This window comes from bacterium (assembly GCA_013360195.1).
Classification (GTDB): Bacteria; Electryoneota; RPQS01; order RPQS01; family RPQS01; genus JABWCQ01.
In genome coordinates this window covers 47,266-69,777 of sequence record JABWCQ010000006.1, presented here as the reverse complement: position 1 = coordinate 69,777, position 22,512 = coordinate 47,266, and the positions used below count along the sequence as shown (strand labels likewise).

18 protein-coding genes are annotated in these 22,512 nt (G+C 52.5%); 8 read left to right on the top strand and 10 right to left on the bottom strand.

Annotated elements, in window-relative coordinates; translation table 11 throughout:
* Positions 1-8: 8 nt before the first annotated feature.
* The 10 genes from hemL to hemC are packed head-to-tail and all read right to left on the bottom strand — an operon-like array spanning position 9 to position 10,849.
* On the bottom strand, positions 9-1,328 hold the full coding sequence (gene hemL, locus HUU59_06055; protein ID NUO18996.1) for a glutamate-1-semialdehyde 2,1-aminomutase: 1,320 nt from the start codon (positions 1,326-1,328) through the stop codon (positions 9-11).
* Positions 1,321-2,307 (bottom strand): porphobilinogen synthase, encoded by a 987-nt coding sequence (gene hemB / locus HUU59_06050; GenBank protein ID NUO18995.1) that lies wholly within the window; start codon positions 2,305-2,307, stop codon positions 1,321-1,323. The genes hemL and hemB overlap by 8 nt, the downstream gene beginning before the upstream one ends.
* Positions 2,291-3,589, bottom strand: a complete 1,299-nt coding sequence (locus tag HUU59_06045) for a glutamyl-tRNA reductase (GenBank protein NUO18994.1) — start codon at positions 3,587-3,589, stop codon at positions 2,291-2,293. The genes hemB and HUU59_06045 overlap by 17 nt, the downstream gene beginning before the upstream one ends.
* Positions 3,586-4,404 carry a hypothetical protein gene (locus tag HUU59_06040; GenBank protein NUO18993.1) on the bottom strand — a complete coding sequence of 273 codons (819 nt, stop codon included), beginning with the start codon at positions 4,402-4,404 and terminating at the stop codon, positions 3,586-3,588. The genes HUU59_06045 and HUU59_06040 overlap by 4 nt, the downstream gene beginning before the upstream one ends.
* 1 nt (position 4,405) lies before the next feature.
* Entirely contained in the window at positions 4,406-5,824 is a 1,419-nt protein-coding gene (gene hemG, locus HUU59_06035) for a protoporphyrinogen oxidase (protein ID NUO18992.1), read from the bottom strand.
* Positions 5,808-6,761 (bottom strand): ferrochelatase, encoded by a 954-nt coding sequence (hemH, locus tag HUU59_06030; protein NUO18991.1) that lies wholly within the window; start codon positions 6,759-6,761, stop codon positions 5,808-5,810. The genes hemG and hemH overlap by 17 nt, the downstream gene beginning before the upstream one ends.
* 9 nt (positions 6,762-6,770) lie before the next feature.
* Positions 6,771-8,165, bottom strand: coding sequence for an oxygen-independent coproporphyrinogen III oxidase (hemN, locus tag HUU59_06025; GenBank protein NUO18990.1), 1,395 nt, complete (start codon positions 8,163-8,165; stop codon positions 6,771-6,773).
* The gene (gene hemE / locus HUU59_06020) at positions 8,162-9,226 is read right to left on the bottom strand and encodes a uroporphyrinogen decarboxylase (GenBank protein ID NUO18989.1); all 1,065 of its coding nucleotides are present in this window, start codon (positions 9,224-9,226) and stop codon (positions 8,162-8,164) included. The genes hemN and hemE overlap by 4 nt, the downstream gene beginning before the upstream one ends.
* On the bottom strand, positions 9,219-9,926 hold the full coding sequence (locus tag HUU59_06015) for a uroporphyrinogen-III synthase (protein ID NUO18988.1): 708 nt from the start codon (positions 9,924-9,926) through the stop codon (positions 9,219-9,221). Before HUU59_06015 ends, hemE begins: the two co-directional genes overlap by 8 nt.
* A gap of 17 nt (positions 9,927-9,943) precedes the next feature.
* On the bottom strand, positions 9,944-10,849 hold the full coding sequence (gene hemC, locus HUU59_06010; protein ID NUO18987.1) for a hydroxymethylbilane synthase: 906 nt from the start codon (positions 10,847-10,849) through the stop codon (positions 9,944-9,946).
* Between the two features lie 662 nt (positions 10,850-11,511).
* Here hemC and HUU59_06005 point away from each other — a divergent pair.
* From HUU59_06005 to HUU59_05970, 8 genes are all read left to right on the top strand, one after another.
* Positions 11,512-12,387, top strand: coding sequence for a hypothetical protein (locus HUU59_06005; protein NUO18986.1), 876 nt, complete (start codon positions 11,512-11,514; stop codon positions 12,385-12,387).
* 106 nt (positions 12,388-12,493) lie between these two features.
* Positions 12,494-13,561, top strand: coding sequence for a hypothetical protein (locus HUU59_06000; protein ID NUO18985.1), 1,068 nt, complete (start codon positions 12,494-12,496; stop codon positions 13,559-13,561).
* Between the two features lie 319 nt (positions 13,562-13,880).
* Positions 13,881-15,956 (top strand): hypothetical protein, encoded by a 2,076-nt coding sequence (locus HUU59_05995; protein ID NUO18984.1) that lies wholly within the window; start codon positions 13,881-13,883, stop codon positions 15,954-15,956.
* Between the two features lie 24 nt (positions 15,957-15,980).
* On the top strand, positions 15,981-16,550 hold the full coding sequence (locus tag HUU59_05990; GenBank protein ID NUO18983.1) for a hypothetical protein: 570 nt from the start codon (positions 15,981-15,983) through the stop codon (positions 16,548-16,550).
* Between the two features lie 41 nt (positions 16,551-16,591).
* Positions 16,592-17,626: a hypothetical protein gene (locus HUU59_05985; protein ID NUO18982.1), complete on the top strand. Its 1,035-nt coding sequence runs from the start codon at positions 16,592-16,594 to the stop codon at positions 17,624-17,626.
* 8 nt (positions 17,627-17,634) lie between these two features.
* Positions 17,635-19,266: a peptidyl-prolyl cis-trans isomerase gene (locus HUU59_05980; GenBank protein NUO18981.1), complete on the top strand. Its 1,632-nt coding sequence runs from the start codon at positions 17,635-17,637 to the stop codon at positions 19,264-19,266.
* Positions 19,267-19,303: 37 nt separating this feature from the next.
* Positions 19,304-21,286, top strand: a complete 1,983-nt coding sequence (locus tag HUU59_05975; protein NUO18980.1) for a hypothetical protein — start codon at positions 19,304-19,306, stop codon at positions 21,284-21,286.
* Positions 21,283-22,506 (top strand): hypothetical protein, encoded by a 1,224-nt coding sequence (locus tag HUU59_05970; protein NUO18979.1) that lies wholly within the window; start codon positions 21,283-21,285, stop codon positions 22,504-22,506. The genes HUU59_05975 and HUU59_05970 overlap by 4 nt, the downstream gene beginning before the upstream one ends.
* Positions 22,507-22,512: the final 6 nt, after the last annotated feature.

Below are 22,512 nucleotides of genomic sequence, written 5' to 3'. Positions count from 1 at the left end.
TCTCCAATCTATAAGGTTTCGGCGAGCGCCTCCTTCGCAATCTCGATGGTGCGCTCGATTTGAGAATCGGTATGTGCGGTCGAAACGAACCAGCATTCGTAGCTTGAGGGCGGCAGGTGCACACCACGTCTAAGCATCGCATGGAAAAACTTCTTGAAGCGAGCATGGTCGCAGCACTGAGCGTCTGCAAAGTTCTTCACTTCCGTGCCGGTAAAAAACAACGTCATCATTGACCCGACCCGCTGAACCACAGCAGGAATACCGAGTTCGTCGCAAGCTGCGAGCAGACCGGTTTCAAGCCTCGACGCCTTTCTCTCAAGCGTGCGGTAAGCAACTTCGTCAAGCAATACAAGAGTTGCTAATCCGGCTTTCATCGCCAAAGGATTGCCGGAGAGTGTACCAGCTTGATACACCGGGCCTTGTGGCGCGACCAAAGACATCAAATCCTTCCTGCCTCCATACGCGCCAACCGGCAGTCCACCGCCGATAACTTTTCCAAATGTCGCCAGATCGGGCTTCACGTTATAGCGCTCAATCGCGCCGCCTCGTGCAATTCGGAATCCGGTCATCACTTCATCGAAAATCAGCAGAGCGCCAAATTCATCGCACAAAGATCGCAGTCCTGCCAGAAAGCCGTACGCTGGTGGAATGCATCCGACATTTCCTGCGACCGGTTCGACGATGACAGCAGCAACATCCTGTGGTTCCGCTTCGAAGACAGCGCGAACCGAATACAAATCGTTGATCGTTGCACAGCGCGTGTCCTTTGCCGCGCCCGGCGTAACACCCGGGCTGTCAGGAAGACCAAAGGTCGCGGCCCCCGAACCTGCTTGAACGAGGAACGAGTCGGCATGGCCATGATAGCCGCCGGAGAACTTAATGATGACATTTCGCTTTGTGGCGGCGCGGGCAAGGCGCACCGCGCTCATCGTTGCCTCAGTACCGCTGTTCACGAATCGCACCATTTCAAGTCCAGGAACTCTGGTAATGATTTCCTCGGCAAGGCTGATTTCAGGTGTTGAAGGTGCACCAAAGCTGAAACCGACTTCCACGGCGAGGTGCATGGCCTCCACCACGGAGGGTTCCCGATGCCCGACAATCATTGGTCCCCAGCTTCCAATGTAATCAATATACTCGTTTCCGTCAACGTCCACCAGAACGGCACCTTCCGCATAAGCAATAACAGGCGGTTGACCACCTACCGACTTGAAGGCACGGACAGGAGAATTGACCCCGCCGGGCAGGACTTTGCGTGCGCGTTCAAACCAAGAGCGGGAAATCGTGGTGGATCTATCCAAATCACTGTTTACTGTGGCTGGTTCATTCATGATTGCTCTCCTGAAGCCATTCCGCCGCCTCGGCGGCATAGTAAGTTAAGACGAAGTCAGCCCCGGCTCGTTTGAAGGCCAGAAGTGATTCGAGTACAACACGTTTTCGGTCAATCCAACCGCGCTCAGCCGCCGCTTCGATCATTGCATATTCGCCCGAAACTTGGTATGCGGCGGTGACACGGTTGTACAGCGCTTTAACGGTGTGCAGAATGTCAAGATAGGCAATACCTGGTTTGACCATGATCATGTCGGCACCCTCCTCCAAGTCAAGTTCCACCTCTCGCAGGGCCTCCTGCGAATTGGCAGGATCCATTTGATATCCCCGGCGGTCACCGAACTGAGGTGCAGAGTCCACTGCGATGCGGAAAGGGCCATAGTAGGCGGACGCATATTTCACGGAATAGGACAAGATTGGAATGTGCTCGAATCCACCATCATCAAGAGCGTTTCGAATGGCAGCAACACGGCCGTCCATCATGTCCGACGGAGCAACGATGTCCGCACCTGCACGTGCGTGACTCAATGCGGTCTTTGCCAGCAACTCAAGCGTTCTGTCGTTGTCAACATCGCCTTCGAATACGGCTCCGCAGTGCCCATGACTTGTATATTCACAGAGACATACATCGGTTATGACGAGCAGCTCTGGCACCGACTTCTTGATTGCACGGACGGCGGCTTGTACCTCGGCGTGATCATCGTATGCTTGACAACCGATCTCGTCCTTGTGAGTCGGAATTCCGAACAGAATGACGCCCGGTACGCCAGCCTTGCTGCAGCGCTCCGCCGCTTCAACGACGCGGTCAACCGACCAGTGAAACTGTCCGGGCAGGCTGGAGATCTCCAGTTTAATGTTCCTGCCGGGTACGACAAACAGAGGTTGAATGAAATCGGACGGCGCAAGACGATTTTCGCGCACCAGCCTGCGCAGATTTTCGGTTCGACGCAGCCGTCGAGGGCGGTCAATGGGAAAGCTCATGGTTCAATTTTTCGAGTATCTCGTCAATTGCGCGCTGGTCTTTTCCAGCAAAGGCAACTGTAACGGCGCGCGCAAGGGTAAGGTCATTGCCATCAGCGGCGGCGCGGCGCATGTTGGCAATGATAAGACTCGTGACTTTCTTCATCATCGAGCGCGAGAATTTTTCAACTTCTTCCCGGTCCTCCGGCCGGAAGTGGCGGGCTTGTTGCTCGACTTCGTTCGCACGTATACTTTCGAGAGCGGCTTGAAGCTGTTGGATGCTCGGCGCAATCCGGTTTTCCTTGTACCACTCGGAGAAGATTGCAACTTCCTTTTCGACCAACTCTTCCGCTCGAACGGCTTCTTTGTGACGTGCCTTCAAGTTTGCCGCAACCAAGTCCTGAAAGTCGTCAACAGTGTATACATAGACGTCATCGAATTCTGCAAACCGACTCTCTACATCACGCGGTACTGCCAAGTCAAGAAACAGCAAAGGACGGCGACGGCTTTTCAGCGCAGAACTGCTCGCTTCGCATCGGATAATCGGCTCTGGAGACGAGGTTGCACTAACAACGAGATCTGCCCACGCGATGTCTTCAGCCGCAGGCGGAAAGTTCGTAATCTGTGCACCAATCTGTTCGGCCAACTCAGCCGCATGCGCGGCTGTCCGATTACTTACTCTCCAACTACAGACACCCGCATCGACAAGGTATTTTGCCGCAAGTCTGGATGTTTCACCGGCACCAACAAGCAAAATGTTTTTTTCCGAAAGTTTTGAAAACAAGCGCTGAGCCACTTCAATCGCCGCATACGCGACTGAAACGGCGCCTTGCGAAATGGCGGTGCGAGTTCTCACCTGCTTTCCGCAGAATATGGCCTGAGTAAATAACTTATTCAAAATACCACTCGTGCAGGCCAATTCCAAGGCGGTGGAGTAGGCATTCTTCACTTGTGCAAGGATCTGTATCTCGCCAAGCATTTGCGAATCCAAGCCAGACGCAACTCGAAACAGATGCTTCACAGCCGCGGCGTCACGATGCACATAAGCGACTTCACACTCATGACCATCAAGACCAAAGATATCAGCATAAAGTGACCGGAGTTCCGTTTCGTCAAAATGAAACGTTGGCGAAAGGTAAAGTTCGGCACGGTTACAGGTTGAGAGAATTGCCGCACCTTCCACATTTGAGTGCCGCACAAGGCGATCAAGAATGGCCGGCATGGCATCCGGAGCGATAGCAGCCCTCTCTCGCAGTGACATCGGTGCATTGCGATGGTTCAGTCCAATCATCTCCAGTTTCATGACTGTCCTCCAAAATAAATCTGAAGAACAGAGCCTGCAATGATGAGAAGGAAGAGGACAGACGCAGCAACAGCAAGGCGCGCCCTTTTGTGGTCACCCAGCCATTGAAGTTTCTCAGACAGCGCCAGAAATGAGGAGATTATCCACAGGCCGAACATTTCGTGTAAATGCCGGAATGAATTTGGACTTCCCGCGTTTTCAACAAACATGAAGAGCACGGCTGTTACAAAGCTGACCGTAATTAGGAGCCATCCGTGATATACGGCCACTGTGCGCAGCTTATGCATTACATCCATGGATGGCAACGTGGAGAACAACCGACCAAACTTCCGGCCAACAAGCTCACGCCGCAGAATGAGCGAACCAGCCCCGTACACACCGCTTCCGAGTAGCATGGCGATACCAGCCATTGACATGAAGATGTGTATTGCACTCCACGCCGAGTGAAGAGTGTCGGGTGCAGTCGTGTGACGAAGACCGCCTGCGATGCCGATCATGAGGAGGAGGACGACTGTTAATAGCGGAAGGATCACGAGCATTCGCTGTGACACCCGACGTTCCACAAGCGACTGGTCCATCCAAATCAGGAATCCAAGAAATATGCTGATCTGACCGGCAGTAAGAATGGGAATTTGTCGTTGTTCGGCCGTAAGCAGAACCAGCCAAAACGCGTAGACGGCCAACGTGATCCAGCCGATACGACGCGTCATTCGCTCCAGCAGTTCATCCGGTCTGTGATAGAGCGTCAACCAGAGCGCTGCCTGTCCACCAAACAGGAGCAGCATAATTGCAGGCAAGAGCGTGTAGATCAGCATCCTAGTTAAACCTCCACACATCAAGCAGTCTGTCTGCAATTCGAAACGCGTCTTTCATGCAAGCGTTCACCGACACGCCTCTGTAGGAGGCACCGGTAAAAAGAAGTCCTGGCAACTGTTTCTCAAGCAGATCAATTTCCCGAACCCGCTCCAAATGGCCGCGTGTGTACTGTGCTATGCCTTTCTCGTGCCGAATCAGTTTCCGAAATACGGGTTCACTCTTGGTGTCGAAGAGCCGCTTGTGCTCATTGCTTACGATTGATTCCAACTCCACGTCTGTAAGTGTCGAAATCATCGGGTCATGTGCACCACCCACCATCGTCCGCAGCAGGTGCGTACCTGGCGGAGTTTGGTTCGGGAAGATTGCATCGCACCAGAGCGAGCCAAGTGCACGGAAATCTTCACCACGTGGAATCAACACACCAAAGCCGTCAAGTGGATGGCCAACATCTTCAAGTTTATGGCCATGCGCCACAACATCAACCGGCGCAAAAGGTATTTCCCGCAAACACTCGGCGGCATTGTAGGACACACCCGACACAAGTTTTGCCGCCGCATAAGATGGGCACGCTACAACAACGGCATCGGCCTGAAATGTGCGTTCATGGGAAACCACTTCATACATTTCGCCTCGTACCCGGATCTCACAGGCGGGCGCGTTCGTTATGATGTTGTTCCGCAATTCGGACGCAAGCGTTGCCGTAAGCTCGCCCATCCCGTTTACAAAAGTGGTAAGAGTTGCAGCGGTTCCGGCGGGGCCGCCTGTGTCTGCGCCGTTTCGGCGTGCCGCGCGTTTCTTTGCAATCATTGCCCTCACGAGTCCGCCATACTCAACTTCCATTTCAACCATTTTGGGGAATACCGCACGCAATGACAATTCCCGTGCATTCCCAGCAAAAATCCCGGACACCATGGGATCAATCATGTATTGCGCGAATGACTCACCGAGCCTTCGCTTTGCGAAGTCATAAACGGTCTCGTCCGCTCCGTTACGTTTGGCCGGGATTACAGGCTCGCAGGCCATTCGAAGTTTCGCGCTTGCCGGAAGTATGTCAGACGTCAGGAATGCACGCGGACTGAGCGGCACTTCGCGCATGCTCCCATGATGATAGATGTAGCGCTTTTCGGCATGTTTCGAGGCTTTAACCAAGCGGCTTGTCAGTCCGAGGCGCGAAACAATATCAAGTGTGGCTGGTTCGTTGTCAAGGAATCCGTTTGGACCCCATTCGCATGTGAATCCGTCGACTTTTTCCGTTCGCGTGGAGCCGCCTACTTCGGGTTTTGATTCAAGCACTGTGAGGGCAGGGTCATAACCGCGCTCATTAGCAAGTGAACGAATCAGGTAGGCGGACGCAAGTCCGGCCACTCCCCCGCCGATTACGATTACGCTCGGACGCAAGGTTTCAGCAGCATTCCGCATAACACTTCTCCTGCCAGACGTCTATCAGCGCCTTGGCAAATTCAGGGTCATCATTGAATACACGTGCGCGCACATACTTCTTTGCCCCGTGCTTTCCCGCGAGGTGTTTGGCAACATCATCAAGATCGTACAGGGTTTCAAGGCAATCTGCAACAAAACTGAGTGGCATCATCACTATCGGGGCGGAACTCTTTGACCATTCTTCGAGCACGTCTTCCATGTAAGGCTTCGTCCACTCGAGCGGACCGACTTTGCTCTGGAACGCAACCGTCCACTCTGTGCTTGCCGGCAAGAGTGAGCATAGTTTTTGTGCCGACATTCGAACACGCTCAGGGTAGTCGTCACCCCGGTTCACGTAGATTTGAGGGATTCCGTGTGCAACAAACATTACGCGCGCACCGTTCCCGGCTTCTAAGACTGCGTTACTGAGGTATGTTCCCCACAGCTCCAGTATTTGTGTTTCCTGTCCCCAATCTTCAATATACTCGTACAGCAGTTTCGTTCGTTGAGCCGACCGCTTGACTTCTTTCATGACTGATCCCGTCATCGTATGAGTGTAATGCGGAAACAGCGGCAGCACATGAACCTTTTCCACACCTTTGGAGGACAGGACACTCATCGTGTCGTGTATAGACGGGGACATGTATCGAAACGCCCAAGCAACATCCATATCTATTCCACGTGTATTCAGTTCGCGCAGAATGTTCTGCCTGAGCGCTTCGGACCAATGAAAAAGCGGGCTGTATCCACCTAATGCCTCATAGCGGTCTGCGACTTCCTCTTTTCGCTTCATCGCAATCAGACTTGCAAGCGGTTTGCGGATGAATGCGGGCAAATCAATAATTGCCGGATCGCTGAAAATCTCCCGCAGATAGGGCTCGACATCATTCCGTCTGGAAGGTCCACCCATGTTTACAAGTAGTATGGCTTCTTTCATATCGATGCCCTACACCGTTCTTGAAAACAGAACATTGGACTGCTCTCTGAGGTATCTGTCAAACGGCATTGCAAGGTTCCTTACGAACAGTTGGCCTAGCTGTGTAACGTGATAACCGGAGCCGTTCTTCGTAACCAAACCAAGTGGTTCAAACGAACCAACACAGCCCATGGCGTTCTTCATGCGAGCGAAGAAGTCTTCATCGTTGACTTCCGCCGCGTCCGGCACATGCACTTCAAGATTGCACATGAGGTGATTGATAATCTGCTTTGTGACACGGTCGTCCGCGCTTAGCTCGTGACCGCGTTCCAAGGGCAGATGTCCTTGCTCAATCGCCGCTGCATAAACTTCCGGTGACGATATGTTTTGTGCGAATAGATCTGTAAACTCGCTGATGCCTGAACATCCCAATCCGAGCAATTCCAAGCCGCGTGTTGTAGTGTATCCCATGAAGTTGCGCCATAATCTGCCTTCATCCTGCGCAACCGCAAGGTCATCTTCCGGCAGCGCAAAATGGTCCATACCTATTCCGACGTACCCTTCTGCGCCGAAGATGCGGTGTGCATCGAACAGCATCCCCAGCCGATCACGGGACGTTGGCAGATCTTCTTCATGAATTGCCTGCTGATGCTTCATTCTGGCCGGAAGGTGCGCATACCCAAAGCAGGCAAGCCGGTCGGGTCTAAGTGAAGCCACGGCTTGCACCGTGTCTTTCCAAGTCCGGCGCGTCTGCATCGGCAGGCCGTATATGAGATCAATATTGACACTCAGGAAACCGCGCGAGCGCGCTCGCTCTATAAATTCACTGATCTCGAGGAACGTGTACTCACGCCGTACTGCGTGCTGGACATCGGCATTCAAATCCTGCAGGCCGGCAGATATTCGAGTGAAACCCCGTTCAGCCAGCAAGTCGAGATGCTCATCCGTTGTAACTCGCGGGTCAACCTCAATCGAGCGATCTGAACTCTCTGCCCCTGGAATTCTCTCAATTACCAAGTCAAGCAGCTTTGCCAGCCGCGATACCGGCACGTAAGTCGGTGTACCGCCGCCAAGGTGCAGTTGACTGTGCGTCAACGGATGCTTGAATTCGTCGGTTACCTTCCTGACCTCGGTTTCCAATGCATCCATGTATCTATGGATGCGCGCTTCATCATGCGTAATGTGTGCATTGCAGCCGCAGTACAGGCAGCGCTGGCGGCAGAACGGCAAATGCACATACACGGCTATCGCCTTGCCTTCCTTTCCAAGTCTGCGCAGCGAATTGGTGTAAGCCTCGCGATTGAGCGGAGCCTTCCATACCGGCACTGTTGGATATGACGTGTAGCGCGGACCTCGTGTGTCAAGCTCCTCAACCATCGCAAAGAGCTGATCTTCAGGAATGTCTATCCAGTTTGTCTTTATCATCTCGATGCTCCCCTGATTTCATCGAGGAGCACCTCAACGTGGTGAATCGGCGTATCGGGAAGAATCCCGTGACCGAGATTAAAAATGAATCCGCGATGTCCTGCCTCATTGAGGATCGATCGGGCGCTTGTGCGAATGGTGTGTTCGTCCGTAAGCAGCAGCACAGGGTCAAGATTACCTTGCAGTGCGGTGTCATGTCCGAACCGCTGCCGGGCTTGAGAAATGCTCATTCTCCAGTCCAAGCCATAGACACTTGCACCGGTTTCAGTGGTTGACTGTAAGTGCATTCCGTTGAGGACAAAGTAAATCAAAGGAACGTCAAGAGAATTCAATTCAGAGAATACTCGCTGCAGCACCGGAAGATTGACCGCTCTGTATTCATTGTCTGTAAGAATTCCGCCCCATGTGTCAAACAGCTGAATTGCGTCTGCACCCGATTCGACCATGGCCTTCATGTACTCGATTGTCATGTCCGCGAGTTTTTCGAGCAGGATTGAAAAGCTCTGCGGATCGCTGTACATCATCTTCTTGGTATGCCGGAAAGGATCCGGTTTCCCGCCTTCGATCAAGTACGTCGCCAATGTAAACGGTGCGCCGGCGAAGCCGATTAGTGCTTTATCAGCACTTAGTTCGCTGCGAATCATTGCCACCGCATCGAGGACATCTGCAAGCTCTTCCCGGGGCTCAAACTCCTTTAGTGCCTCTACATCCCTGCGGCATCTCACTGGCCGGTCGATGACTGGCCCATGTCCGGCATCAAAATGCAACCCTGCTCCAAGGGGAATCGCAGGAATAAGAATGTCGCTGAATAGAATAGCCGCGTCAAAATCAAACCTGCGAATCGGCTGCAGGGTCACTTCGCAGGCCAAGTCAGGTGTCCTGCATACTTTGATGAAGTCATTGTTGGCACGAACGGCAAGGTATTCAGGCAGGTAACGTCCTGCCTGACGCATTAACCACACCGGTGGTATTTCGAGCGTCTCTCCGCGTGCGGCGCGAAGGAACCGATGTGTTTCAACCTCGCCGCTTTTTCTTTGCCGAGCCAGCGTGATGTCAAGCATTCTGCGTCTCCCATTCCATACTATGAATTCCGTGAATCGCCAGCACAATAGAGTGCGGTTCAGTTGATTCTGAACGAACTACTACAGCCTGGCCGGCGTCGTGCAGTGCCCGTTCAGTCGTTTGACCGATTGCAATAGCTCTGAAAGGCCAAGGTGCCGGCAGTGCTTTCTGAAATGCATTGACAGCCGAAGGTGCGTAAAAGATCACTGCGTCGGGTTCAACACTTGCGGACAATGCCAACCTGATTGTATCCGGATCCACTTCTACCGTGCGATAGACCGGCAGGGGATGAACATTTAGTCCGAATGCGCGGCACCGGTCTGCAAACTCGGGATTGTGCCCGCCGGGGCACGGATAGAGGATCTCCGTGCCGGCGGGCAGCTCTTGACAAAGTAAGTGTGCGAGCGAAGCACCAGACGCATTCTCTGCCACAATGTCAGCATTGCGGCTGAAGAGTTCATGAATCGTGTCGGCAGTTGCTTTGCCGACCGCGGCAAGGCGAGTGTTAAGTGGAAGGATATGTGCCGAAGATTCAAGTGCGCGAAAGAGTCCTCTCACGCCATTGGAGCTTGTAAACGCAATCGTAGAGAATTTATTGATAGGGATATAACCTGGGTGAATGAACTCTGTGCGCGTTACAGGAAGGCACGCGAAGTCAACACCGTCCGACTCGAGCAGATTAATAAGCCGGTCACTCAATTCGGGACTACGGAGAATCAACACGCGCATTCGCATGAGCAGCCCGCCAGTTCGTTGTAGAGTTGATTTGCAAGATCTTCATGTGACTCTCCGCGCACGGTCGCGCGTACAGGTCCGGTACAGGCACTGAACCAGAATCCCTCAAGAACCCACTTGCCATCCTTGCGACAGGCGTGAGCCCCGAGTGGAAGGCCGCAACCACCTCCGAACCGGGCTTGAACTTCCCGCTCAATTCGCGTTGCAATCCAGCTCTCCTCATTGTGAATAGCATTCCTCACAAGCGGAATACGTTCGTCATCAGCGCGCATTTGAATGGCCAGCGCGCCCTGACCAGGCGCGGGAACAAATAGGGAAGGTGGCAGCTTTTGGACATTGAACTCTGTGAGATCGAATCCCAACCTGCGTACACCAGCGCTTGCGAGCAGAATCGCATCAAACTCACCATTGTGCAGTTTTGTAAGTCTTGTTGGCACATTGCCACGCAGGTCCTTTGTCCGAAGATCTGGCCGCAGAGCTTTAATTTGTGCCTCACGACGTACTGCACTTGTTCCGACCAGGGCTTCTTCCGACAGCCAAAAGTCTTCTGCTGGCATGGTAGCGACCTCGCTGCGCATGATAAGCAGGTCGTTGGCCTCTTCGCGAGCAGAGACCGCGGCAAGCACAAGCCCGTCGGGACATTTTGACGGCATATCCTTATATGAGTGAACGGCCACATCGACTCTGCCATCCAAGAGGGCTTCCTCAAGCTCCTTGGTGAAGTATCCGCTGCCTTCAAGCTCTCTAAGGGGCCGGTCTGTGACTCTGTCACCCTGAGTAGAAATGGTTTGAACCTCGATTGACGTGCCGAGAGCCTGTTCAAGATACTTCCTAACCCAATCTGTTTGCGTTCGGGCTAACGCGCTGCCTCTTGTGCCGATTCTCATGTGTCCGTTCCGTTTTTTTCGCTTTCTTTTGGTTCTTAAAGTAACGAACGGAGCACAAATGAGTGTCACGCAATTGTCACGGAAACGTCATGTAGCAAAGTCACAGAAGAGTCTGAAGAGAAGTTGACAAAATTGGTCTGATTTGAGAGTAGCGGAACGGCTTAAATAAACTCATAGACTTAGTGTGAAATTTTTCACAATAGACTGCCGCGGGCGATGCACAAGTCTAAATATGACAAGGAGGTGCAAGTTATCCTGTGCCTCCGTATAATTTCATAAATGCACCATTGTCACTGACCCTTTTCTAATTTTGCAGGTCGGTTTCGCAAGATATAACAATCGGTTAGCCGGAAGAAGTGGGCAAAAAAGTTCACAGGTTGATGTCAACCAGTCACGTTGCGTTTTCTCGTCCTATGTGGTATCTTTGCACCAAGCTTGAGCACGCGAAAGTCCGTGTTAAATCTGATAAATGAAGTAGGATTTCGCGCTCGACTGACTAAAAAAACGGAACTGGGCTGGCGAACGACATCGTCGATCGCGATATGGTCTTAGATAAGGCAATGAGGCCTTGCAAAGAATATAGCACGCTGCACTTGAGGTTCGCGATACGGGCGACTCAAGCTGCTGTTGTGCTTTTTGTTTTTCTTTGCGTCGGAACAAGCGTGGCACAGGAATATGATATATCCTTGTCGCTTCGCTACCCGGCCGGTGACAAGACAAGCCTACTCCCTACCTCTTTATATGTGGATTCGCACACGGGCGACATATACATCACGGACGCGTCCACTTCCCGTATTGCGATTTACGATTCACAGCGCAGGTATAGCTTCGAATTTTCCACCCGCGATCGCGTAAGCAACCCGCAGCAAGTGGCCGTTGATTCCACCGGCAGAGTTTACGTACTGGGTGACACTCGTGAGCATACTTTGGCGGCATTTGACTACAACGGCGACTTTCTGAAGTATCTCGATCTTGAAGCTAACGGTGAGCGGATTGCACCCACAGGAATCGCCATTGACCGCACCGGCAGCTTATACGCACTTTGCGTAGAGCCGCTAAGGGTTTATGTTTATGACATGAACGGAGCGCCGCTGCGGAATTTTCCGATATTAACCGAAGCCGGCGAAGAGACCCGCAATACCCCTTTCATTGGCAACTTTTCAATTCACGCGAACGAGATGCTTGTCACTCTCCCGATAATCGGTCAAGCAGCTCGCGTTGGATTTGACGGTAAGCTGATTCGTATCTTCGGTGTCGCCGGCGGCGGGGTAACAGAACTGAGTTTTCCAATTGCCTGCTGCGTTAATGCGGCCGGCGAGTATATAGTCTTGGACAAGCATCGTCATCTGCTTCAGTACTTCAACGCGGATGGACAGTATGTTCGCGAAGTCGGCGGCGCAGGTCTGATTGAGGGTTGGTTTTTCCACCCCACAAGCCTTGTGTGCTGCGGTGATGGGACTTTGCTGGTCGGACAGACATACCAGAATCGAATACAGTCGGTAGTTTTCCGGAATGCGCCAGTCGTGAGTGGATCATGACCGCGGATGGATACGCCACTTTTAACATATGCCCCTTTATACCAAGACTCAATTCGTAACACATCTCTCTGACGAGATGACTATCTGTACACTAAGGAGGTCTCTAATGAGACGGTCTGTATTGCTAGTACTTGCATTTGCAGCAATGATTTGCCTGCAAGTGAACAGTGCGCTCGCGTTCCATGATGAGGGCGTCGCGTACTGCGCCGGCTGCCATACGATGCACAATACAAATGGCAACGGTGCGCTGATTGATCCGACCGGCACGGGCTATCCGTATTTATTGAAATTTGCGAATGCCACGGATCTGTGCTTGTCCTGCCATGCCACCAGCCGTGGCGCCGTGTGGGCTGCCAGTCCGACATCCCCAGGCGCCGAGCGTGGCCCGGGTAACTTTGCCTTCCTGCTTGAAGACAACATCAACGACGGTCACAACGGCGGTTTGAATCCGATACCGGGTTGGCGCGCTGGCCACACGGTCATATCGCCGAGCCGCGGTACGGTTGTTGACGGTCTGAATCCGGTGTCGCCCGGCGGCAACTATCCGGCTTCGTCACTGAGCTGCACGAGCTGCCACGACCCGCATGGAAATGCCAACTATCGTCTCCTATACGGCGCTGGTGACCATGCTGAAGCCGGCAACTTCAATTACACTCAAGCGGCTCCGATCGCCGAAGGTCTGCCGTTTAGCGGCGCCGGCAGTTCGGAAACGGACGCAAATCACATTGCGTATCAGAGCGGCATGAGTGGCTGGTGCTCAAACTGCCACGGCAACTTCCACAACAACGAGACACAGTATCGTCACCCGAGTGGAGTTGGCATGAGCAGCACGATTCAGAACATCTACAATACGTACGCCGGCACGTTGAACCAGAACGGCGGAAACGCTGCGACGGCTTACATTGCCGATGTTCCGTTTGAAGATCCTGAAATGACAATTGCCTGGACAGCCGGTCCAGACAACAATTCGAAGGTCAGTTGCATCACCTGCCACCGCGCACACGCCACAAGCGGTCAGAATGCCGGTCGTTGGGATTTCAACATCACTGTCTATGGAGATGACGGTGTTGAATCTGGTTCGTATGTAATGCCGCAAACTTACAACAGCCCGAATCAGCGTTCGCTGTGCAACAAGTGCCACAACAAGGATAAGAACGACCACAATCCGTTCTAAACAGCTTTTCCGATTGAGCGACAGGATTTGTCGTTCTGTTTGAATGGTTCCTTGTAGTCTGTTCGAAAATACCGCGGCCCCTCGGTTTTGCTTCTCCCCAGTTCTGTCCGGGGGGTCGCGGGAATACTTTCATTCTGGTTGATCAGTTCTTTGTTAGTTCGTCATAATACTACCTGCCCTCCGGGCAGAATAACGCAAATTTGGCCAGGACCGAATACGAAGAATCTCTTCGTTGCGCTCGGTCCTTCTTTTTGCCCTGCGATGTGACAGATAAGTGATGACGAATGACAACTATTGTTGATTCTATTCAAAAGCTCCGATGAGAGCACAATTCATAAATATTGTGTTTGTGGCCATTAAGGCTTTATTGCTGACAATCGGTTTGTTAGCGACTGAAGGTCTCTATGCCGACTGGGGCGGCACACTTTCCGGCAGCGCCGCGTCTTCAACAATTGACACAACGCGATCCACGTCATACGAGCAACAGTACACGTTGTTCACCTCCGGACAGCCAACGCACAATATCAGATACTCATTGAGCGGTCTGTTTCGGCACCTCCAAAGCAATTCCGGTACCGGAGTTCATCTTTGGACAACAGAATACAGACCAACAGGATCCATAAACTGGACGATGCCGTTGCTGGATATGCGAGGTGATGGATCCTATCGGTCAGACCGGGACAAGACCGGTACGATGAAGATGACGGCCGGAGCGGCCTCTTTGCGAGGTCAAACGATTTGGACGGGCTTGCCTCGTCTTTTTGCGTCTTGGAGCTGGGCCAAGAATGTAAATGATCTTGACTTGCTTGGTTACGACACGCGCACGCGCTCGCTTAGCGCCGGTGCGAACTACAGCGCTCACAGTATTTACGCAAACTATGAGTACACGGACCTGCTGGTACGAAATGCCGAGACTGACTTGGATCGCGTTTCACTTAGCCATAATGGTCGTTTAGACTTGACCAGATCCGCCTTTGACCGTGTGCTTAATCTTTCCGCCAGCTACCAGGCATCGACGCGGAAGGAAACAGACAATTCGACTTTTACTGGCGAGGCCTTGGTGGTCATTCGAGCGAACGCCGGACTTTACACCTCGGACCCGTCACCCGATTTTGACCCTCTGGATACTGCTCCGGCCCTGGTAGACGGTCTGATTGAACTTCCGGCTGGAGAAAACTACGACCTCGTAAACGGCGAGACGCACAATTTCGGTTTGGACTTTGGACAACAGGTTGCAATTGACCACTTGCATTTGTACGTTGACAGTTTGGCTGCGTTGCCGCTGACCTGGTCAATCTGGCAAAGTTCGGACAATTTGAATTGGACACCGATTCTTTCAGGAACTACTGCCCCATTCAGCACCTTGTTTCTGCGCTACGAATTCGCATTCACCGAGGTTCAAACTCGATATATTAAGGTCACGGTATCTCCTCAGCTGCTGAACACTCCCTTGCACGTTACGGAACTTCGGGGACTTATTACAAGATCAGAATTCGAAGAGGATGACCGCACTACCGATCAACGCGTCTCATCGCGAATTCTGCTCACACCTTCCGAGTGGCTAAGCTGGGACTTTTCCGGTGACGCACTTCGGCAAAGCGCAACCCTGACTTCACTTGCTCGCGAGGAAGATGGACTTCAGACCTCGCTAAGGCTTGATCCGTCAAACTTGACGGAATTTGTGAGCAGATACTCATGGTCGCGCTCAAATTACACCGAGACCGGAGACGATTTCACGTACTCGACCTCCGGGAGTGCCATGTTGCGATCAACGTGGAGCCGCGCGCTGACTACCATGGCTTCGGCAAGCCGCACGGAAGAAAGGGATGGCGAGTTTCTGCAGAGACGAAATGACTGGGGGAGGATTGAAGCCCGGACAATACTGCTGCCCGCGTTGCGCGTGACCACACACTTCATTTACGGTGAAGACCAGCGGTTTGACGATCAGGACAAAATATTCTCCCGTTCGTACATGAGTGAGTTTGAAGGCGAACCGACTGATCGCTCTCAGGTGACTTTCTCATATCGGTATGAATCGCGCTCGGCTCGTGTCAGCGCAGTTCGCAAGTACCAAACAACCCTTGGCGGCCGATTGAATTATCGTTTGACAGAAACGATCAACTTGACCGGAAACGCAACAAGCATGACGGATCCGCTTCGTCAGGACAGATCATACGACGGTATCGTCTCATGGACTCCGACGTACAAGATTTCACTTGGCGGATCCTTCAACCGCATCGAAGGCAATCAGGACGTAAACTCGAGTCAGTACTCCATACAAGCTGTATACAACTGGTCGATCAGGACAGAACTGACTGCATCCTATGCGATTAACGAACGCGAAGGTGAGGACACCTCGTCGTCCGGACGTGTATCACTCTTTACACGATTTTAGTGAAGCAACGAGAGAAGATAAACCATGACCGCTTTCAGATTCATGCTCCTTACCGCAATGGCGGCATTTGTTTTCGGTTGTACCGCAAAACGTGTCACGGTCTTCCTGCATCCGGAATATGACTTCAGTATGGTGGAACGCGTAGCTGTAGTAAACTTTGAAAACCTGTCCACGGAACAAGGAGTGGCTGGGTATGCGACAAGGCTCTTCATTACGGAGCTATTGGCCGCCCAAGCATTTGATGTCGTAGAACCGGGGGAAACTGCACGGGTCCTAAAAGACATCAATCAGCAGAAATCCGGTGAACTTGATCTCAAAGGTCTTAAACGTATGTCCGACTCACTGGGCGTTCAAGCGGTCATCTTTGGTTCGGTGGGCGAGGCCGCGCAAATGACTGGCCGCTCCAGTTCATCACATGTTGTCAGCATTGACGCGCGCATGGTGGATTGCGAAACGGGCAATACTGTATGGTCATCTGCCGTATCTTTGGGCGGACCGGGTTCACTCTCAAGAATGATGGGTGTTGGCGAATCCTCGCGCGGAGATGCGACGTTACGGGCAATTCGGAAGCTCGTCAAGTCATTGGTTTCATGAAGTTGCATGGACTACTTAACACCCTCCGGCTTGCCGTAATAATGTCGGTCGCATCTGCTGCAATCTCCGCAGAGCGAGTAGTTTTGTTGCCCTTCAGTGGTCCCACAGCAACCGAATCAGCACGAGGGATGTTTGATTACGCGGCGCGTGCACGGCTGGAATCAAAGAAGCTTGACATTGTCGATGCCGACTCTACTTCAAACGTGCTTCGCTCATTGCGTATTCGAAATACCGCTGCGCCGCTCGAGAATGAGATTAAGGCTCTCTGCGATTCACTGGACGCACAATTCGTTATAGTAGGAACGGTACACAGCTTTGTTGTCGACTCTGTCTTCTCAGAGATTTCAGTCTGCACACGAATGTTGCTCTCTGACAACTCCGCACTTGTATGGCAAGACTGTGCCACGATTACCGGCGGTGGCACTCATTCCTTGTTCTCAAAACCCGCTCACAAGAGTGAGCGCAAGCTTGCCCGCGCTGCAGCGAATCAACTGTTCTCGACACTGAATTTGAGCCGTTCCTCACGAAAACTGGCAAGCACTGAACTTGCAGGTTCCGGGAATAGCAGCCGCAGTTACTACCCGTGCCTCCCTATCGCTGTTATCCCTCCCGTGGATGAATCAGAGGTACCCTATTCAGGCGATATGATTGGAAACTTCCTGGTTTCGTCTCTTGCGCGCCATGATTTCATTGTTATTGATCCTGGCCGGGTCCGCAACGTCATGCTGGCATGTGAGGACTTGCGGTACGGCCAATCCGTAGGTGCGGTAAGTAAAATGCTTTCTGATAGTTTGGATGCGGCACTCGTAGTTACGGGAACTATTAGCAAATTGACACCTATTCGCCTGGTAACTCTTGGAAACAGCCCTGAAGTTGCCGTGGAGCTTAGAATGATTGATCCAAAAAGTAACTCGGTGGTTTGGGCGGACCACCTGGAACGAACAGGCAGGTCGCGCAAAGGATTGTTTGACCTGGGCATCATTTATAGCCCCGCCGCATTAGCGAGCGAGGTTATTGATGATGCTATATCCGATCTCAAAGTCATTCGCCGCAAAGTGGCTGAACCATTAAACTAACTTGCATTATGTCGCTTCGACTCATTACTCTTTTCCTCACTGTCTGCATGATCACCGCCCATTGTTTTGCAGAAGACAATGTCGTAATTGCCACGGTCAACGGAGAGGACATTACCGTTGATATGATGGCAACCGAATTGGAACGCATTCACTCTGCTCAATCCGGTGCTGTTGATCGCTCTGACTTCAGCCTCGAGAAGCTGCTAAACAGACTCATAAACGACAAGCTGATCCTTCATGACGCATATGCGTTGGGTCTCGATCAGGAGAAGACAGTGGTGGATGCGGTGCGCTGGTTTCGTGAGACTTCCGCCTACCAGATGCTGCTTGAAGATATACAGCCAAAGGATTGGAATATTCCTGAGGATGAGCTTCGCGCCGGTTTCAATCGTTACTATCGCCGCGTTATGCTTCGACTTATTTGTGTCATCGATTCAAGCCTGTCTGCTTCAATTGCCGACAGTATCCGAGCCGGTGTCTCGATGGCCTCTCTCGCAACACACCACTCAATAGACAAGTTCAAGACCCTCGGCGGCGATGCGGGCATCTACCCGCTTTATGACATTCCTGAAGATTTGTCACGTCAGCTCGAATCAGCTTCACCTGGCGACCTATTTGGACCGATGTTTCTCTGGAATACCTGGACGGTCGTCCGTGCCGAAGCCTTTTTACCTCCGGATGAAGCAATATATGACAGTGTCACGGTCGTCATACGTAAACAACTGCTCATTGACAAGGGTGCTGACTTTCGCAGGGGTTTTATTGCAGCTAACGCTGCCGGCATTCCCGTATGGATTGACACAGCTGCAGTGGATTCCATCCCGATCCGCATGGCGCAGGCCATTGATGAGTCGAAACGCCCGGTCATGCGCATCGGCAAGTCCCGCGAACTTACGGCATACGACTTGAAGAACAAGTATGTTCACAGAATCGTAGGTCGCTCAGACCGGGATAATCAGAGAGTTTTGTGGGAGACCCTGGACGAGCAATATCAGGTAATGATGTTGAAAGAGATTGCCGGTCGCAGGGATTACGTCGAGGATCCGCGGCTTGACGCAGAAGCAAGCGTGTTTCGTGACTCAATGATGGTTGTTCAATACCTGCAGTCTGTTATTGGTCCAACTGTCAAGGTCACTGATGACGAAGTCAAGACGTTCTATGACGCGAATCCAGATCGCTTTGTAGCTCCCGGTCGAATTCGCGTCGCGATTATAACGCGGAACACTCTCGAGGAAGCACAGGCTGACTACGAAAAGATTCTCGCAGGAGCCGATTTCACGTGGATAGCAGAGCAGTTTTCAATCGATGAGTACAAGGTTCGCGGCGGTTTACGGGATTGGGCAAACTTAAGTCAGTTTCCCCGTGAGCTTGCAGTACAGCTTGAGACAGCAGAACTCGGCACGTGCTTCCCGCCTCTTGCAGGTTCTGACGGATTCGCTGTGATGCGTTTGGTCGAGAGAGAACCCGGTACCAGGCGAACGTTGGCCGATGCAACACCATCGATCAAATCCATGCTTGAGCAGCAAAAACAAATTGTGACGATAGAGAACATGATAAATGATCTGCGGGCTGACGCCGACATACAAATCAATGAAACGGCGTTGCGTGAGCTTCAGGTCAGCGGACCCGCAGAGAACTGATATGAACTGTATCCGAAGAATTGGGGAGAATGAGTCTATGAACTCCCGTCTGATACGACACTTGTTATTATATGCGTTCATGACGGCCGTCGTGTTTGCGTTGCTGGAGAACCACTCCGGAGCTCTTGCTCAAGTGAAGCGCGGTTCACGCTTCAGCAAACAGCAGAACTGCCTTGAGTGCCACGATGCAAAGGATTATCGCGGCAAGTTCGCGCACGAGCCGGCTGAAAAAGGAGAGTGCAACTCCTGCCATCTGCCTCACGGTAAAGTTGGCGCATTGCGACTCAAGGAGACTGGAACTGATCTGTGCCTGATGTGCCACGCCGCGGACTCCCTGCATCTCCAATCGAAGTTTGTGCATGAGCCGGCACGTGCAGGGAAATGCACGGACTGTCACGATCCACATCGTGGAGTGTCAAAACATCTGTTGAAGGCCGAACTGCCTGCCATGTGTTTCAGTTGCCACGAAAGCAAGGAATTTGAGGCAGCACATAAGCACAAACCTCTTGAGCAGGGATGCACATCATGTCATGACATGCACGGCAGCGATCACTCCGGTCTGCTCAAACAGGAACTACCCGCGCTTTGCGTAAGCTGCCACGGCAAAGACGATCCATCATTCGCAAGCCAGCACGCTGGTTATCCTGTTGGGCAAAAGGATTGCTCCGCTTGCCACGAGCCTCATTCCTCGGAGAACGAGTCACTTTTGCCGGCGACAGTGCATGCCGCACTCGATGGACCGTCCTGCAGTGATTGCCATGCAGAGCCTGATTCAGAAGCTCCATTCGCGTTGGTGGACGACGAGAGAAGTGTATGCACCGGTTGCCACGATCCGGTCGAAAAGCACGGTGACAAAACTCATGCACCTGTACAAAGTGAGAACTGCACTGAGTGCCACAACCCTCACGCCACTGCTCGTCCTGCTCTACTGAAGGCGGATGATGCGACAACATGCGGGAACTGTCACTCCACTGAACTTGAAAAGACGAAGCTCGCACATGGTCACAATCCTGCGAAGGAAGCTTGCACCACCTGTCATGAAGGTCACGGCGATCAGGACCACAAACTCTTGAAAGCGGATTCAAAGGATCAGTGTCTGCAATGTCATGACCAAATCGCTCAAGCAATGCAGGAGCCGGTGTCCCATGGCGTCATCAAGACAAACGATTGCTGGAGCTGCCACGAGCCGCACGGCACAAATTCGGAGGCATTGCTTAAGCAGACACAGGGAACTCTTTGCCTTGACTGCCACAGTGACCTGAAATCGCAGTTTGCCAAACTGGATGTTCATACTCCGTTTCTGCGTGGGGAATGCGGCTCCTGTCACGCCGTGCATGGCGGTTCAAATGAGCATCTTTTGACAGCAACCGATAATTCGCTATGTGCAACTTGTCATTCGGCAATCATGCAGATACTTCCTTCAAACACTGCGCATACACCGTTCATTGACGGAGTCTGTCTTGATTGCCATGCGTCACATGCCGCGGATCATCAAGGTTTGCTGTCAGTTTCCGTTGCTTCCACATGCGGAGAGTGTCACTCCGACATAACCGACGAAATCAGGTCTGCAGTCTCTGTGCACCAACCTGTCGCAGATGGACGTTGCACTGCGTGTCACGACCCCCATCAGAGCGGAAACAAACACTTGCTGCTTGCGAGGGCTGCGCAGCTATGCATCTCATGCCATGCTGAAATTGAAACCGCGGCCAAGTCCACGCATGCGCATCCTCCGGTAACCGCCGGCGAGTGTTTGAACTGTCACAATGCTCACACCAGTATGAACAAATCCTTATTGACGACGGCTCTCCCCGGACTTTGCATCGACTGTCACGATACGTCGACTCCTGAATTCAGCGCGACACACTTAGGGCAGGATGGCGAGGCTATTAATTGCTCCATGTGCCATGACGCGCACGGCTCTGATATGAACCACATGCTGATGAATACTCAACACGCTCCGTTTGAATCAGGTGACTGCGCATCATGTCATGTTGCCAACCCCGAAGGAGGTAACAGATGAAACACATCACCTTCATATGGAGTCTTGCCGCATTACTGCTGACTTCGGCATTGGCGACCGCTCAAGACCTTCCAAAGGTTGACCAACGCAAGGTCTGCCTTGAATGTCACGATGACCTTTCCGTCGAATTAGGTAAAGAGTTTGTGCACGCGCCGCTTGAATCCGGCGAATGCAGCGGCTGTCACGCTCCGCACGCGTCACGGCACGCCAAATTACTCATTGACGATGAAGCGGGCATGTGTGCAAGCTGTCACTCGGAAACCGAGGACTGGCGGTTAAGGTCGCATCCCCATGAGCCTGTTGCTGCCGGACAGTGTACGAAATGTCACGAGCCCCATGCCTCCGACAAGGCACATTTGCTGAATTCAAGCGTAAAGGACCTCTGCGCTACGTGCCACGCGGAGGTTCGTGATTGGATGGCAAAGCCGACAGTTCACGCGCCAATGAAAGTCGGGCAGTGTTATAAGTGTCATGACGTACATGGAAGTGACATGGCAGGCCTTCTCACAAAGGATGTTACTGCACTCTGTCAAACTTGCCATGGAAATCAAGTTAAGCTGCGCGAGCGCCATGTCGGGTTTGACCCTGTTGGCAAACGCTGTACAGCTTGTCATGATCCGCATGCAAGCGACTCGCCATCTCTGGTGATGAGCAACAAACACCAGCCTTTTGCTGACAATGACTGCGCCGCATGCCATGCGAAGCCGTTGGCTGAAGGAACTTATCCGTTGAAGGGAACTGTTCAGTCTGTTTGCAGTGATTGTCATGACGAGGAAGCGAAGCACTTCGCTCAGTACATGCCGCACGGAGCAACTGAGAGCAACTCGTGCGAAATGTGCCACAACCCTCATGCCGCCGACCAGAAGAACTTGTTAAGTTCGGAGCCCAAGAACCTGTGCACCAAGTGCCACGATCCTTCCAAAGGGATTGAAACCGTGGGCAACAATCCTCACGACCGCTACGCCTGTTCAAAGTGTCATGATGCGCACGGTAATGCCAATGAAGGTTACTTAACCAAACCGAATATGGATTTATGCGTCGAGTGCCACCAGCACGAGCACCGCAGCGCACACCCGATTGGCGGTGAACTGGTTGATCCCGTACGAGGCGGACAACTTGGCTGCACGAGCTGCCACGACTTGCATGCTTGGACTGCCGCGCCTCTGATGATCGCATCCGGCGACCGCGACCTTTGCATTCGCTGTCATCGTGACAAATAGAATTGT

Bases quoted from the DNA above. Each gene is read 5' to 3' on its own strand.
- hemH (NUO18991.1), bottom strand. From the start codon at position 6,761: ATGAAAGAAGCCATACTACTTGTAAACATGGGTGGACCTTCCAGACGG.
- HUU59_05975 (NUO18980.1), top strand. From the start codon at position 19,304: ATGAACTCCCGTCTGATACGACACTTGTTATTATATGCGTTCATGACG.
- hemE (NUO18989.1), bottom strand. From the start codon at position 9,226: ATGCTTGACATCACGCTGGCTCGGCAAAGAAAAAGCGGCGAGGTTGAA.
- hemC (NUO18987.1), bottom strand. From the start codon at position 10,849: ATGAGAATCGGCACAAGAGGCAGCGCGTTAGCCCGAACGCAAACAGAT.
- HUU59_05970 (NUO18979.1), top strand. From the start codon at position 21,283: ATGAAACACATCACCTTCATATGGAGTCTTGCCGCATTACTGCTGACT.
- hemN (NUO18990.1), bottom strand. From the start codon at position 8,165: ATGATAAAGACAAACTGGATAGACATTCCTGAAGATCAGCTCTTTGCG.
- hemB (NUO18995.1), bottom strand. From the start codon at position 2,307: ATGAGCTTTCCCATTGACCGCCCTCGACGGCTGCGTCGAACCGAAAAT.
- hemG (NUO18992.1), bottom strand. From the start codon at position 5,824: ATGCGGAATGCTGCTGAAACCTTGCGTCCGAGCGTAATCGTAATCGGC.
- HUU59_06040 (NUO18993.1), bottom strand. From the start codon at position 4,404: ATGCTGATCTACACGCTCTTGCCTGCAATTATGCTGCTCCTGTTTGGT.
- hemL (NUO18996.1), bottom strand. From the start codon at position 1,328: ATGAATGAACCAGCCACAGTAAACAGTGATTTGGATAGATCCACCACG.
- HUU59_05995 (NUO18984.1), top strand. From the start codon at position 13,881: ATGAGAGCACAATTCATAAATATTGTGTTTGTGGCCATTAAGGCTTTA.
- HUU59_06045 (NUO18994.1), bottom strand. From the start codon at position 3,589: ATGAAACTGGAGATGATTGGACTGAACCATCGCAATGCACCGATGTCA.
- HUU59_05990 (NUO18983.1), top strand. From the start codon at position 15,981: ATGACCGCTTTCAGATTCATGCTCCTTACCGCAATGGCGGCATTTGTT.
- HUU59_05985 (NUO18982.1), top strand. From the start codon at position 16,592: ATGTCGGTCGCATCTGCTGCAATCTCCGCAGAGCGAGTAGTTTTGTTG.
- HUU59_05980 (NUO18981.1), top strand. From the start codon at position 17,635: ATGTCGCTTCGACTCATTACTCTTTTCCTCACTGTCTGCATGATCACC.
- HUU59_06000 (NUO18985.1), top strand. From the start codon at position 12,494: ATGAGACGGTCTGTATTGCTAGTACTTGCATTTGCAGCAATGATTTGC.